This is a genomic window from Rhodopseudomonas pseudopalustris (assembly GCF_900110435.1).
GTDB classification, from domain to species: Bacteria; Pseudomonadota; Alphaproteobacteria; order Rhizobiales; family Xanthobacteraceae; genus Rhodopseudomonas; species Rhodopseudomonas pseudopalustris.
Map to the genome: position 1 here is coordinate 41,936 of NZ_FODT01000013.1, position 13,766 is coordinate 55,701.

Sequence of the window (13,766 nt, forward strand, 5' to 3'; positions counted from 1 at the left end):
ACGCCAATGTCCGCTATGATTCAACTGACCGATGCCGAAAAAGCCTTCACCATGCATCTGCAAGGGGGCGTGCGGCTTCCCGTGGTGCGCTGCGTGTCGTTCCACGTCGACGCTGGCGAATGCGTGGTGCTGGGTGGCCCATCCGGCGCCGGCAAGTCGTCCATCCTGAAGATGGTCTACGGCAATTATCGCTGCGACGCCGGCCGCATCGACATTCTGCATGGCGGTGCGACAATCAATCTCGCCACCGCCGAACCCCGGCAGGTGCTGGAGCTGCGCCGCTTCACCATCGGCTATGTCAGCCAGTTCCTGCGCGCTGTGCCGCGGGTGGCGGCCGTCGACGTGGTGGCGGAGCCTCTCGTCGCGAACGGCGTCGCCAAGGACGAGGCGCGTGCTCGCGCAGGCGAGCTGCTGAAACGGCTGAACATCGCCGAGCGGCTGTGGACGCTTCCGCCCGCGACATTCTCGGGCGGCGAGCAGCAACGCGTGAACATCGCCCGCGGCTTCATCGCGCATTTTCCGATCCTGCTGCTCGACGAACCGACTGCGTCGCTCGACGCCGCCAATCGCGAGGTGGTGATGAGCCTGATCGACGAAAAGAAGCGCGATGGCGTCGCCATGATCGCCATCGTCCACGACGACGAGGTGCGCGCACGGATCGCCGACCGGTTGATCGATGTCGCTAGCTTCGCCGCGGCGGCCTGAAGAAAGAAGAAGTAGATGACGACCAACTCAGAACTCGTTCTGCGCAACGCCCGCATCGTATTGGCCGACCGCGTCATCGAGCGCGGCTGGATCGCCATGGAGAACGGCCGCATTGCCGAGATCGGCGAAACCGGCGTTCCCGCGGGCAGCCTCGATATGGGCGGTGATCTGGTGATCCCCGGCCTGATCGAGCTGCATACCGATCATCTCGAGGCGCACTACATGCCTCGCCCGAAGGTGCAGTGGAATCCGATCGCGGCCGTGGTGTCCTACGACAGTCAGCTTGCGACCTGCGGCATTACCACGGTGCTGGATTCGCTGAGGGTCTGGCGTGAGGAAGGCGCGGAAGACGTCGACGGACAGGCCGGCGTGCTGGCGGAAGCGATCTCGGCAGCGCGCGACGCGAACCTGCTCCGCACCGAGCACTTCCTGCATTTGCGCTGCGAAATCCCGATGCCGAATGTGGTCGCCGAGGCCAAGGAATTGATCGGCCGCCCCGACGTGCGGCTGATGTCGCTGATGGATCATACCCCGGGTCAGCGCCAGTTTCGCGATGAGGAGAAGCTGCGCGACTACTACCGTGGCAAGGGCGCCGGCACGACCGACGCAGAGCTCGACGCGATGTTCGCGCGAAGGCTGTACTGCAAGGAAACCTACGCCGAGGCCAATATGCGGGCGATCGTCGCGCTGGCGCACCAGCACGAGATTCCGCTGGCAAGCCACGACGACACCACCGATGAGAACGTCGTTGACGCCATCCGCGACCGGGTGGCGGTGGCCGAATTCCCGACCACGATCGAGGCCGCGCGTGGACTCCATGCAGCGGGAATCGACATCCTGATGGGGGCGCCGAACGTGGTGCGCGGCGGCTCGCATTCCGGTAACATCGCCGCGATCGATCTGGCGCGCGAGGGACTGTTGGACATCCTGTCGTCGGACTACATCCCCTCGAGTCTACTGATGGCGGCGCTGCAATTGCCGCTGCGCGCGCCGGCGATCGATCTTGCCGCTGCGGTGCGCACCGTCACCAAGGCGCCCGCCGAAGCGGTCGGGCTCCCCGATCGCGGCGAGATCGCGGTCGGCAAGCGGGCCGATCTGATCCGCGTCCACGTCGCCCACGACGTGCCGGCGGTGCGTAGCGTCTGGCGCGAGGGGCATCGCGTGGCATGACCGGGATCGCGACCGTGATCACCCAGCAGAGCCGGCTTGGACCAGGCCGGCTGGTGCTGGTGGTCGGCCCGAGCGGCGCCGGCAAGGACACGCTGCTCGGCATCGCCAAGGCCGCCAGCCTCGGCGAGAGCGGCATAGCCTTTGCGCGTCGCGTCGTTACGCGCGAGCCCTCGCTGGCGGAAGACAATCTGCAGAGCACGCCCGAGGCTTTCCGGAACATGGTCACCGCGGACGAGTTTGCGCTGCACTGGCAGGCGCACGGCCATTCCTACGGCCTGCTACGCACGATCGACAGCGACATTCGCGCAGGCCGCACCGTGGTGGCGAACGTCTCGCGCACCGTGATCGCCCAGGCCCGGCAGGCCTATGAGAACGTGATCGTGGTGCTGGTGACCGCCCCCGCAGACGTCCTCGCCAGCCGGATCGCGATGCGCGCGCGCAGCAGCGACGGCACCATTGCGGACCGTGTGAGCCGAACGGTCGACGGTAGCAACGATGCCGATTATACGATCATGAATGTCGCGGGCCGCGACGATCACGCCCGCGAGCTTCTGAAGATCATCCGCGATCAAGAGCCAGGCAAGAAGTGAGCAGCGCTTTGACGATTTCGGCGATTACATCGGTCGCGGACCTCGAGACGATCTACGGCATCCCGAACGACGCCTCGACCGAGAAGGTCGCGGATCGGATCACGCCGCAATATCGCATTCTGATCGAACGGTCGCCATTTGCGGCGCTCGCGACCAGCGGCCCCGAGGGACTCGACTGTTCGCCGCGCGGAGACCTGCCCGGCTTCCTCCATATCCATGACGACAAAACGCTGATGCTCCCCGACCGGCGCGGCAATAACCGGATCGACTCGCTGCGCAACGTCGTCCGCGATCCGCGCGTGGCGCTGATGCTGCTGATCCCCGGTTCGATAAATGCGCTGCGGATCAATGGGCGCGCCATTGTTTCGGCCGATGCCGAATTGCTGGAATCGTTTCGCGTCCAGAGGAAATTGCCGCGCACCGTCATGGTGATGACGGTCGAGGAAATCTACTTTCAGTGCGGCCGCGCGATTATCAGGTCCGATTTGTGGAATCCGGTCAAGCATGTCGATCCGGAGACCCTGCCGACGCCCGGCCAGATCCTCGCGTCCATGACAGACAATCGCGTCGGTGGAGACGAGTACGATCGGGTCTGGCCGGAACGCGCCGGCCAGACGATGTGGTAGGGCGAACGGACCGAAAGCGCGAGACCGCCGAGCTGGCGGTGAAGCGCTTTCGGGATCACTCAGTTATGTTTCGTTGCTGCTTTCCTGGCGACTGGCTTCGAACAGGAACCAGGTCCGGCGCTCGGTTTCGTCGATAAAATTCTCCAGCAGCCCGGCGCTCGCAGCGTCTTCGCAATCGTCGACGATCTTGTGCGCCTTGCGCATCGCCGCTGCCATTTTCTTGTTGTCATTCATGAGCTCGCGCAGCATTTCGCGCGGCGGGACGTAGTCCTCGTTGTTGTCTTCGATCGTTTGCAGCTTGGCGATGTGGCCGATCGAACGCAGCGTCACGCCGCCGACCTTGCGGACTCGTTCCGCCAGCGCATCGGTCGTGGCGAAGATCTGTTCGGACTGCTCGTCGAGCAAGAGATGATAGTCGCGGAAATGCCGGCCGCTGACATGCCAGTGGAAGTTCTTCGTCTTCAGATACAGCGCGAAGGCGTCGGCGAGCAGCGTGTTGAGCGTAGCGGAGATCTTGTCGACGGACTGCTGCGGCAGATCAGTCGGGGTGTCGAGTTCGGGGGCGATGGAAGCTGATTTGACTTTGGTCACGGCGGCTTTCCCTGCAGTGATGGAGATATGGTCGGTTAAGCTGGGCGATCGGCGAAATCCCGGAAAACCGGGTAGCCCGCATCGATGATTTTTTGGATTTTTTGGCTGTATTCGTTGGTCAGCCCCGCAAAACGCGTTAGACCACCTACCAACGCGCCAAATTCCGCCGTGTTCCGTTGCTGGAACAAAATCGGGCGCGGACTTCCGCTCCGAAGGACGATCCGGCCGCTGCGTCACACACCCCGGATTCGAGCCTTTCCCGCCGGCTTCGAGGCCTCGATGGACGACTGGATCGACTATTACGACTCCACGCACACGATCTATGTCAGCAAGCGCCATCGCGACGTGCATTTCGACGAGATCGCCCGAGATATCGTCGGCTACATCGGAGCCCCGGACGCAACGGTACTGGATTATTCCTGCGGCGAAGCGCTGTCCGCCGCCAAGGTTGCGGCGGCCTGCGGCACGCTGATCCTGGCCGAACCAGCACCCGGGGTGCGCGGTCGGCTGAGCGTACGGTTCGCTCATCATCCGAACATCAAGGTTCGTTCGCTGGACGATCTGCAGCCGATGCCGAACGGCTCGCTGGACCTCGTGGTGATAAATTCGGTCGCGCAATACATGTCGCCGGCCGAGTTGGATCAGACGCTGACGCTGATCCGCCGGCTATTGCGGCGCGGTGGAAAGCTGGTGCTCGGCGACATCCTGCAGCCGCACGTCGGGATGAGCCGAGACGTGATCGCGCTGTTGCGCCTCGCAGCAAAGCACGGCTTCCTGCAGGACGCGCTGTGGGGGCTGGCACGGACCGCACTGTCCGACTACCGGCAGCTCCGGACCAAAATCGGCCTTCAGCGTTACAGCGAAGCCGAGATTCTCGCCAAGCTCGCCGCCGCGGGATTCGCCGCGATCCGCGCAGACGTCAATATCGGCCACAATCCATGGCGGATGACCTTCATCGCGCGGCCCGCGAACTGAACCGTCGCGATTAGTTGGCGACAGCGTGGAGCGGCGGCGCGCGATTTCCCACGCCGTGGAATACGCCGTGGTCGCAACGGATTAACACCATCTCAACTGCGATCGACTACTTGGCACTATCGTCCGCCCCATTGATTAAGTCTCGTCACGCCCCAGGATGTGTCGAATGAAATTGCCCCGGCTTTCGCTCGGTTTTCAGATCTACTCGATTATTGCACTCAGCTTCTGCGGCCTAATCGGCCTCGCGATCATGCAGGCTAATACTCTTGACGACGCGCTGCGGGAGCAACGCCACAATGAGTTGGTGCACATGACTGAGCTCGCCCTCGGCATCGCCCGCGACGAGCACGACGCCGCCACCCGCGGCCTGGTCACCCACCAGCAGGCACAAATCACCGCGGCGGAACGGATCGCCAAGATGCGCTACGGCAATGGCGACTATTTCTGGATCAATGATCTCGGTCCGAAGATGGTGATGCATCCGGTCAAGCCCGAGCTGAACGGCAAAGACCTGTCCGACGAAAAGGATCCGACCGGCAAGCGCCTGTTCGTGGCGTTCGTCGATACCGTGAAAGCGAGCGGCGCCGGCTTCGTCGACTATCGATGGCCGAAGCCCGGCGCCGACAGGCCGCAGCCGAAGATCTCCTATGTCGCCGGTTTTCAACCCTGGAACTGGGTGATCGGCACCGGCGTCTATGTTGATGATCTTGAGGCGCAGGTCTGGAGCAGCATTGAGCGGGTCATGGTCGCAGCCGGACTGATCATCGTGCTGCTCGGCGCAGTGACGCTGTTCATCGCTCGCCGGATGTCGTCAGCGCTCGGCGGGATGTCGGCCGCGGTGACCCGGTTGGGCGACGGCGATTTCGAGATCAGGCTGCCGGGGCTCGATCGCTCCGACGAACTCGGCGACATGGCGCGCGCGATCGAGGCATTCAAGGTCAAGGCGATCGAAAAGGCCCGCGCCGACACCGCGCGCGACGCGGAGCTCCGCCGCATCGCCGAAGACGCCAAGCGGCAGGCGCTTCGCGACATGGCCGATACGGTCGAGCGCGAGACCGCGATTGCGGTCGACCAGGTCGCCAGCCGCACCGACCTGATGGCCCGTGGCGCAGTGCTGATGACCACCGGCGCGGAAATGCTCGGCCAGCAGAGCAGTGGCGTCGCCGCAGCCGCCGAGCAGGCGCTGGCGACATCGCAGATGGTCGCCGCCAGTTCGTCCGAGCTGAGCGCGTCGATCAACGAGATTGCCGCCAAGGTCACGTCGTCGCGCAATCTGACGCTCCGGGCCGTCAATGCGTCCAGCCAGGCCGAGACGATGATCGCCAAGCTGTCCGCAGCGGCGACGCGGGTCGGCGCGGTTACCAATCTGATCAGCGAGATCGCCGGTCAGACCAATCTTCTGGCGCTCAACGCCACCATCGAGGCGGCTCGCGCCGGCGACGCCGGCCGCGGTTTCGCCGTGGTCGCTGCGGAAGTGAAGTCGCTGGCTGAGCAGACCGCCAAGGCCACAGGCGAGATCTCGCAACAGATCGACGAGATCCAGCAGGCCACATCCGACTCGGTCGAATCTATCAACGCGATCGGCGATGCGATCCGCAATGTCGACCAGGTATCGGCGGTGATCGCGACCTCGATCGATCAGCAGAGCACGGTCACGCGCGAGATCGCTCGCGCCGTCGCCGAGACCTCACAGGCGGCGCGCAACGTCGCGGCGCAGATCGTCACGGTCTCGAGCGAAGCGGTGAAAACGGGACGGCGCGCTGTCGAGATTCAGGACGGTTCGGTCGAAATCGCCAGCCGGATTGACAATCTGCGCGGCGTTCTCACCCGCGTGATCCGCACCTCGACCGCCGACGTCGATCGCCGCGCGCACGCCCGGATCGACATCGAGCGCCCCGGAACGATCGAGGCCGGAGGCAGAACTTACGCCGTGCAAGTGCGGGATATTTCCGAAGCCGGCGCGCGGCTCGCCGACGCGATCGAAGCGCTTGGCCCGGATTGCGCCGTCACACTCGGCATCGACGGCTTGCCCGGCAAGCTGCACGGTGTGATCGTCGCCAGCGACCCCGATCGGACGTTGGTGAAGTTCGACCTGTCGGAGCCGCAGCAACAGATCATCCGCAGCTTCGTCGCCCATCGCCGCGCCGCGTAGGCACAGGCCGGCGAGGGCATACAATCACGGGCCAATTCGATCGACCGGGCTATCAGCTTGGTTCGCTCGGCAGCGCTGCAGCGGGCTCACACGACGATGCTGAGCCGTTTCGCCGCCCGGGTGATGCCGGTGTAGAGCCAGCGGGCGCGGCTGTCCTGGAACGCGAAGCTCTCGTCGAACAGCACGACGTCGTCCCATTGCGAGCCCTGGCTCTTGTGCACCGTCAGCACATAGCCGTAGTCGAATTCATCGTAGGGCTTGCGCTGATCCCACGAAATATCCTCGATCCCGCCGGCGAAGCATTCGTTGCGAACCGAGACTTTGGTGAGCCGGCCGCCGAAATCCTCGTCGGGCGTCACCCGTAGCGTGATGATCTTCGACTTGGTCGGCGCGCGCGACTTCACCCGCCACAGCCCGCCGTTGAACAGCGCCTTCTTGCGGTTGTTGCGCAGGCACACCAGCTTGTCGCCGCCGACCGGCAGCGGGTCCTCGATGTTGAGACGCTGGCGGAAGCGGGCATTGTAGGCGCGGCGGGTGTTATTGCGGCCGACCAGCACCTGGTCGGCGTCCATCACCCGCTGCGGATCGAGCGCGGCCTTCGTCACCACTTCGGTCTCGCCATAGCTGCCGATCTCGAGTCCGCGGCCCTCGCGCACGTCCATCGACAGCCGCACGATCGGATCGTCCTGCGCCTGCCGATGCACCTCGGTCAGCATCACGTCTGGCTCACAATCGGTGAAGAAGCCGCCGCCCTGGATCGGCGGCAATTGCGCCGGATCGCCGAGCACCAGCAGCGGGCAGTCGAACGACATCAGGTCGCGGCCGAGTTCCTCGTCGACCATCGAACACTCGTCGATCACGATCAGCTTGGCCTTCGAGGCCGGCGCGTCGTCCCACAACTCAAAACTCGGTTGCTCGACGCCGCTCTCCTTGGTGCGATAGATCAGCGAATGGATCGTCGAGGCGTCGTCGCAACCCTTGTTGCGCATCACCAGCGCCGCCTTGCCGGTGAAGGCCGCGAATTTCACCTCGCCGCTGACGCCATCGGCGATCTCGCGCGCAAGTGTGGTCTTGCCGGTGCCGGCATAGCCGAACAGCCGGAACACCAGCGGCGTGCCGTTTCGGCCGGGCTTCGCTTTCAGCCAGGCGCCGACGGCTTTCAGCGCGTCGTCCTGATGCGGGGTGAAGGTGGTCATGCGATCTCGCAGGCGCAGCACGCGGACGAAGCCCGCGGCGATTCGATGCCGGCAAGCTATAGCGTTTTCGAGCGAAGTGGGCACCGGTTCGCATGAAGAAAACGAGTCAGACAAAACGGTAGGGCTCCGGTTCGGATTCAATCAGAACCGGAAAAGCTCTCGCGTTTCGCGCGCTCAGCGCAATCCGGCGACGCTGTCGTCGATTTCGTCGGTCCAGACCTTGAAGCTGACCAGCGTGTTGGGACCGAAGGTCTGGGTGATCGGCACGTCGGCGGCGTCGCGACCCTGCGCGATCAGAACCCGTCCGAGCCGAGGAACGTTGTTGCGCGGATCGAAGGTGTGCCAATGGCCGCCGAGATAAGCCTCGAACCAGCCGGCGAAATCGCCCGCGGCCCAAGGCTTCGGCGTGCCCATATCGCCGAGATAGCCGGTGCAGTAGCGCGCCGGAATGTTCATGCAGCGACACAGCGTGATCGCCAGATGCGCATAGTCGCGGCAGACGCCGCGGCCTTCGTCGAACGCTTCATGCGCGGTACGGGTGGCGCGGGCGTGCTGATAGTCGAACGCGATATGATTGTGGACGAAATCGCAGATCGCCTGCACCCGCGGCCAGCCCGGCGGCGTAGTTTCGAACATCTTCCAGGCGATGTCCGACAACAGGTCAGTCTCGCAATAGCGGCTGCCGAGCAAATAGACGATCGTGTCAGCGGGCAGATCTTCGACAGCGTGCTGGATCGCCAACGGCGCTACCGGGTCGGGCACGCCGAGGTCGCGCACGATACCGTCTGCCGCGAGCCGCGTCCGGCCGGCAGGGGCGACGAGGCGGCTGCACCAATTGCCGAACATGTCGCGATACGGCGTGATCGGGACTGGCGGATCCACGGTCAGGTAATCCGGCACGATAACGTCGGACGCACGGGTGAAATGCGTCCCCAAAACGATCAGCATCGGCGTCGGCTGCGGAAAATCGTAGGTGATCTCGTAGCCGACACGGAGTTTCATGAATCTGGATCTCTGCAATCGCGCCGTTGGGCATGATCGGAAGTGATCGCCGGCCGCATTTGATAGATGGCGATTGAGACCCGGAAAACAAGATGTTGTGAGCGGCCCTGTCAAAGCTGCGGAGAATTCAGTGGCTATCGTGGGTGAAAAGGCGCAGCATCGCGGATGATCGCGCTGGCTGTGAGGCCGCGCCGTAGCGACGGCCGCGTGAGACCATGCAAGCCAGGCGCTGACAGACCGCCTGATCATCGCCTGATCAAAGAGCGTGCAGGCCGGATGCAGGAAGGCGTCCATGACCACCAGAACGCGCCGCGAAACGATCGTCTTCCACCAACCGTTCCGGCTGCGCGGCATCGACCGCGAATTGCCGGCCGGTGCTTATGACGTCGTCACCGACGAAGAACTCATCGAAGGCCTGTCGTTCCCGGTGTTCCGGCGCGTCGCGACGATGATCACCCTGCCCTGCGCGCCGCCGCATCAGAACGCGATCGAAATGGTCGCGATCGACCCCGAAACCGTTCGCGACGCGCGTCAAGCCGAGGCCAGCGCCAACCAGCCGTAACCCGCGGCGCAGCGCCTGCCCAACACGAGGATCATCCGCATGACATTCACGAGCGGCAAATTTCGCGGCTATGACGGCGACCGGTCGGTCGTGCTGTTTTCGATGATGGACGATTACACCGAGGTGCCCTGCGCGATCAGCTCCGACGCGATGGATTTCCTCGACGGCGCCAAGCGGACTCCAGCGGCGCAGCGCGAACAGCAGTTCATGCGGCTGCGCGCCAGCATCGAGCAACGCGCCGAACACAAATTCGTCCATGCAGAACTCGAAGGCAATCCCGCCGGAGTCATCCTGCGCAGCATCGATTTCCGATAGAGCAGATCCAACCAGTATCCGCTTTTCGGATCATGCTGCGATCCGCGGACCGGCGCCCACTCCGCCCGAAAACACTCTGATGCGCGTTTGATTTCCTCTATGATATCGCCATCTGTCGCGGATGAAGGATCGGCGGAATGCGGCGTGTGGCAATCTGGCTGTTCTATTGCGTCGGCGCGCTCGCCTGCGCCTATCTCGCGCTGTACGCCTATTCGGTGCTGACCGCGCCGAAGCTCACGCCCGGCGAGCCGATCAAGATTTTCCGCAATCCCGACGCGCCGAAATATTCGTGATGAGGTCGCTGCAGGCACCGGCGTCGTAGGATGCGCAAAGGGGCATGACGACATGCTCCCACCTGGGTGACGGCTCGCCCGTCACGCCGTTTGCACAAAGGCCCGCGCCTCGCCACCGCCAGCGGCGGGGATCGGCAGGCCGCCGTCGGCGTATTCGTTGAGCTTGTTGCGCAGCGTGCGGATCGAGATGCCGAGGATGTTGGCGGCGTGGGTGCGGTTGCCGAGGCAGTGCTTCAGCGTTTCCAGGATCAAATCGCGCTCGACGTCGGCGACGGTGCGGCCGACCAGCGCGCGGGTGACCTGCTCGGCGGCGAAGGTGGCGTGCGCCACCGCCGGCGGCGTCTTGGTCTGGTCGAGCCGGTCGCCGTCCGGCGTCAGGATCGCGTCGGCGCCGATCTCGTCGCCCGACGCCATCAGCACTGATCGGTGAATGGTGTTCTCGAGCTCGCGGACATTGCCCTGCCAGCGGTTCGTGGTGAGGACGCGCCGCGCGTCGACCGAGATCGGCCGGACAGGCACGCCGTTGGCCTCTGCGTATTTGCGGGCGAAATGCTGCGCCAATTCGAGAATGTCGGCCGGCCGCTCGCGCAGCGGCGGGATCTTCAGATTGACGACGTTGAGCCGGAACAGCAGGTCCTCGCGGAAGGTGCCGGCGCGCACGGCGTCCTGCAGATTGCGGTTCGAGGTGGCGAGAATCCGAATATCGACCGGCACCGGACGGCTGCCGCCGACGCGGTCGATCACCCGCTCCTGGATCGCGCGCAGCAGCTTCGACTGCAGCCGGACGTCCATCTCGGAAATTTCGTCGAGCAGCAGCGTGCCGCCGGTCGCTTCCTCGAACTTGCCGATGCGGCGCGCGATCGCTCCCGTGAAGGCGCCCTTCTCGTGGCCGAACAACTCCGATTCGAGCAGATGCTCGGGGATCGCTGCGCAGTTGATGCTGATGAACGGCTTCTTCGCCCGGTGCGAGCGGGTGTGGACGTAGCGCGCCAGCACTTCCTTGCCGGTGCCGCTCTCGCCGGTGATCATCACCGAGGCGTCGGAGCCGGCGATCTGCTGCGCCAGCTTGACGACCTTCGCCATCGCCTCGTCGCGATACACCAGCTCGCGGGAATCGTTGGCGACCGCCGCCAGCACCGCTGCGATCAGCTCCGGATCCGGCGGCAGCGGGATGTACTCCTTGGCGCCGGCATGGATTGCGGCGACGGCGGCGCGGGCGTCGCTGGCGATGCCGCAGGCCACGATCGGGACGTGGATGTGCTCGGCTTCGAGCCGCATCACCAGATCGCGGATATCGATCGCAACGTCGACCAGCAGCAGGTCGGCACCCTTGCCGCCTCGCAGCACCCGCATCGCCTGCTCGTTGTCGGAGGCGTGGGTGACCGCCGCGCCGTTGTCGATCGCGATCTTGGTCGCCGTGGTGAGCTGGCCCTTCAGGGTGCCAACGATGAGAAGGCGCATGGTTTGCTCCTGTGATCCCGTATCTTGCCGCGCCGTCGCGGGCTGCGAATTAGTTGCGTTCCGCCTTGATGATTTCGGTCATGGTGACGCCGAGCTTGTCTTCCACCAGCACCACTTCGCCGCGCGCCACCAGGCGGTTGTTGACGTAGATGTCGATCGCCTCGCCGACCCGGCGGTCCAGTTCGAGCACCGCGCCGGGCCCGAGTTTGAGCAGCTCGCCGACATCCATCTTGGAACGGCCGAGGACGGCCGAGACCTGCACCGGCACGTCGAACACCGCTTCGAGATCAGCGGCGACGCGCGACGTCTGCTCTTCCTCGTTGTATCCGACATCCGCGAGCAACGGCGCATCGGCGCTGTTCAGATCGGGAAGCGGCACCTGGCCGTCGTTTTCACCCATGTTCAATCCTCGATCTTGTTAGTTGCGCGACGCCATGTAGCGTCCGACCAATTCCCCGATCTTGGCTTCGATCGCGGCGCGCTCCAGCACCACGCCGCCATCGGCCCATTCGATCTTGCAATCGCCGCCGGCGATTTCCGGATCGGACAACAGCACCAGACGCCCGGCGAAGCCGCTCTGCTTGGCCAGCAGTTCGATGCGCTCACGCGCGGCCTCGTAGAGCGAGTCGCTGATCCGAACCACCAAATGCGGCGTCGACACCAACTGCCGGAAACACTCGCCGACCAGCGCGGTGATTTCCGCGAGCGGCTCGGCGGCGATCAGTTCGGTGCACAGCTTGCGCGCCGCCGCCACTGCGACTTCGACGGCCTCGGTTTCCATCCGAATTTCGACGGCGCCGATGCCGGCAAAGATCGACTGCATCGCCCGAGCGATCTGCTCCAGCGCGGCCGCACTGCGCCGCTCGGCCTCGGCCTGCACCTCACGCTGCGCCTGGGCGAAGCCGGCCTGATAGCCGCGCTGTTCGGCTGCGGCGACCTGCTGCGCGAGTTCGACCGCTGCCGCAGCCTTTTCGCGCGCCTTGTCGGGCGCCCCGAAATCGTTGTCGAACAGGAATTTCTGCGCGGGAGCGGCCATCAATACACCAGTTCGTCGTCGGCGCGGTTCTTTGTGAGTACGATTTCGCCCTTGGCGGCGAGATCCTTGGCGAGGTTGACGAGCAGCGCCTGCGCCTCGTCGACGTCGCGCAGCCGGACAGGTCCGAGAGCGCCCATATCGTCGAGCAGCATCTTGCCGGCGCGTGACGACATGTTGCCGAGAAAGAAGCCGCGGACGTCTTCGTTGGCGCTCTTCAGCGCGATCGCCAGTTTGTCGCGATCGATGTTGCGCATCAGCGTCTGCGCCGAGCCGGCGTCGAGCTTGACCAGATCGTCGAAGGTGAACATCAGCGCCTTGATGCGCTCGGCCGCCTCGCGGTTGTCGTCTTCCAGCGAGGTGATGAAGCGAGTCTCCGTCTGGCGGTCGAAATTATTGAAGATTTCCGCCATCACCTCGTGGGCGTCGCGGCGGCGGGTCTGCGACAGGTTCGACATGAATTCGGAGCGCAGCGTCCGCTCGAGGCTTTCGACCACTTCCTTTTGCACCGACTCCATCCGCAGCATGCGGTTGATGACGTCGAGCGCCATGTCCTCGGGCAGGATGGCCAGCACCTTGGCGGCGTGTTCTGGTTTGAGCTTGGGCAGCACCACCGCTGTGGTCTGCGGATATTCGTTTTTCAGATAGTTGGCGAGTACCTCCTCCTGAACGTTGGAGAGCTTCTCCCACATGTTGCGGCCGGCCGGACCGCGGATTTCCTCCATGATGCCGGTGACACGGTCGGCCGGCAGATATTTCTGCAGCAGTCGCTCGGTGGCGTCGTAATTGCCCATCAGCGCGCCGGAAGCCGACATCCGCGACACGAATTCCAGCAACAGGTCCTCGACCGTCTCCGGCTCGATGGTTCCCAGCGTCGACATCACCGACGACAGCTCGCGCACCTCCTCGTCGTCGAGCAGGCTCCAGATCTTGCCGCCGTATTGTTCGCCGAGCGCCAGCATCAGGATGGCGGCGCGCTTCGGGCCGGAGATCGGCTTCGAGGCGGGGCGGCCGTTCTGACGCTCCGCGAGCGAGGCGACGACGCTGGCGAAGTCTTCGGTGCCGGTTGTTGTGGCGGGAGGTGCGGCCATGGCG

The 13,766-nt window shown here is 64.5% G+C and carries 16 protein-coding genes; 9 read left to right on the forward strand and 7 right to left on the reverse strand.

Going from position 1 to position 13,766, the window contains the following annotated elements:
- Positions 1 to 6 precede the first annotated feature (6 nt).
- The 4 genes from phnL to BMY71_RS20830 are packed head-to-tail and all read left to right on the forward strand — an operon-like array spanning position 7 to position 3,091.
- Positions 7 to 705, forward strand: coding sequence for a phosphonate C-P lyase system protein PhnL (gene phnL, locus BMY71_RS20815; RefSeq protein ID WP_041805446.1), 699 nt, complete (start codon positions 7 to 9; stop codon positions 703 to 705).
- 15 nt (positions 706 to 720) lie between these two features.
- Positions 721 to 1,875 carry an alpha-D-ribose 1-methylphosphonate 5-triphosphate diphosphatase gene (locus BMY71_RS20820; RefSeq protein ID WP_092686014.1) on the forward strand — a complete coding sequence of 385 codons (1,155 nt, stop codon included), beginning with the start codon at positions 721 to 723 and terminating at the stop codon, positions 1,873 to 1,875.
- Positions 1,872 to 2,465 carry a phosphonate metabolism protein/1,5-bisphosphokinase (PRPP-forming) PhnN gene (gene phnN, locus BMY71_RS20825; RefSeq protein ID WP_092686015.1) on the forward strand — a complete coding sequence of 198 codons (594 nt, stop codon included), beginning with the start codon at positions 1,872 to 1,874 and terminating at the stop codon, positions 2,463 to 2,465. The genes BMY71_RS20820 and phnN overlap by 4 nt, the downstream gene beginning before the upstream one ends.
- Positions 2,466 to 2,479: 14 nt before the next feature.
- The gene (locus BMY71_RS20830) at positions 2,480 to 3,091 is read left to right on the forward strand and encodes a pyridoxamine 5'-phosphate oxidase family protein (protein ID WP_092686081.1); all 612 of its coding nucleotides are present in this window, start codon (positions 2,480 to 2,482) and stop codon (positions 3,089 to 3,091) included.
- Between the two features lie 63 nt (positions 3,092 to 3,154).
- Here BMY71_RS20830 and BMY71_RS20835 read toward each other — a convergent pair whose 3' ends face one another.
- Positions 3,155 to 3,682 carry a Dps family protein gene (locus tag BMY71_RS20835; protein ID WP_092686016.1) on the reverse strand — a complete coding sequence of 176 codons (528 nt, stop codon included), beginning with the start codon at positions 3,680 to 3,682 and terminating at the stop codon, positions 3,155 to 3,157.
- Positions 3,683 to 3,961: 279 nt separating this feature from the next.
- Between BMY71_RS20835 and BMY71_RS20840 the strand changes: the two genes are divergently transcribed.
- A complete protein-coding gene (locus tag BMY71_RS20840) occupies positions 3,962 to 4,657 on the forward strand; it encodes a methyltransferase domain-containing protein (protein WP_092686017.1) in 696 nt (231 codons plus the stop codon).
- A 166-nt stretch (positions 4,658 to 4,823) separates the two neighbouring features.
- Positions 4,824 to 6,809 carry a cache domain-containing protein gene (locus tag BMY71_RS20845; protein ID WP_092686018.1) on the forward strand — a complete coding sequence of 662 codons (1,986 nt, stop codon included), beginning with the start codon at positions 4,824 to 4,826 and terminating at the stop codon, positions 6,807 to 6,809.
- Between the two features lie 86 nt (positions 6,810 to 6,895).
- Here the strand turns inward: BMY71_RS20845 and BMY71_RS20850 are convergent, their stop codons facing one another.
- Both BMY71_RS20850 and BMY71_RS20855 read right to left on the reverse strand, forming a co-directional pair.
- A complete protein-coding gene (locus BMY71_RS20850; RefSeq protein ID WP_041805447.1) occupies positions 6,896 to 8,005 on the reverse strand; it encodes an ATP-dependent DNA helicase in 1,110 nt (369 codons plus the stop codon).
- A 174-nt stretch (positions 8,006 to 8,179) separates the two neighbouring features.
- Positions 8,180 to 9,007 (reverse strand): transglutaminase-like domain-containing protein, encoded by an 828-nt coding sequence (locus BMY71_RS20855; RefSeq protein WP_011504222.1) that lies wholly within the window; start codon positions 9,005 to 9,007, stop codon positions 8,180 to 8,182.
- A 292-nt stretch (positions 9,008 to 9,299) separates the two neighbouring features.
- Between BMY71_RS20855 and BMY71_RS20860 the strand changes: the two genes are divergently transcribed.
- The 3 genes from BMY71_RS20860 to BMY71_RS25040 all read left to right on the forward strand — a co-directional run bounded on the left by BMY71_RS20860 (position 9,300) and on the right by BMY71_RS25040 (position 10,177).
- Positions 9,300 to 9,569: a hypothetical protein gene (locus tag BMY71_RS20860; protein ID WP_092686019.1), complete on the forward strand. Its 270-nt coding sequence runs from the start codon at positions 9,300 to 9,302 to the stop codon at positions 9,567 to 9,569.
- Between the two features lie 39 nt (positions 9,570 to 9,608).
- The gene (locus BMY71_RS20865; protein ID WP_011504224.1) at positions 9,609 to 9,884 is read left to right on the forward strand and encodes a DUF1488 family protein; all 276 of its coding nucleotides are present in this window, start codon (positions 9,609 to 9,611) and stop codon (positions 9,882 to 9,884) included.
- Between the two features lie 137 nt (positions 9,885 to 10,021).
- Positions 10,022 to 10,177, forward strand: a complete 156-nt coding sequence (locus tag BMY71_RS25040) for a hypothetical protein (RefSeq protein WP_011504225.1) — start codon at positions 10,022 to 10,024, stop codon at positions 10,175 to 10,177.
- 81 nt (positions 10,178 to 10,258) lie between these two features.
- On the opposite strand, the gene flbD is transcribed toward BMY71_RS25040, so the two are convergent.
- Genes flbD through fliG form a run of 4 tightly spaced genes read right to left on the reverse strand, consistent with a single transcriptional unit; the run spans position 10,259 to position 13,762 of the window.
- Positions 10,259 to 11,638, reverse strand: a complete 1,380-nt coding sequence (flbD, locus tag BMY71_RS20870) for a sigma-54-dependent transcriptional regulator FlbD (RefSeq protein ID WP_092686020.1) — start codon at positions 11,636 to 11,638, stop codon at positions 10,259 to 10,261.
- Between the two features lie 49 nt (positions 11,639 to 11,687).
- On the reverse strand, positions 11,688 to 12,038 hold the full coding sequence (gene fliN / locus BMY71_RS20875) for a flagellar motor switch protein FliN (RefSeq protein ID WP_011504227.1): 351 nt from the start codon (positions 12,036 to 12,038) through the stop codon (positions 11,688 to 11,690).
- 18 nt (positions 12,039 to 12,056) lie between these two features.
- Positions 12,057 to 12,674, reverse strand: coding sequence for a FliH/SctL family protein (locus BMY71_RS20880; protein WP_011504228.1), 618 nt, complete (start codon positions 12,672 to 12,674; stop codon positions 12,057 to 12,059).
- Positions 12,674 to 13,762, reverse strand: coding sequence for a flagellar motor switch protein FliG (fliG, locus tag BMY71_RS20885; RefSeq protein WP_092686021.1), 1,089 nt, complete (start codon positions 13,760 to 13,762; stop codon positions 12,674 to 12,676). Before fliG ends, BMY71_RS20880 begins: the two co-directional genes overlap by 1 nt.
- Positions 13,763 to 13,766: the final 4 nt, after the last annotated feature.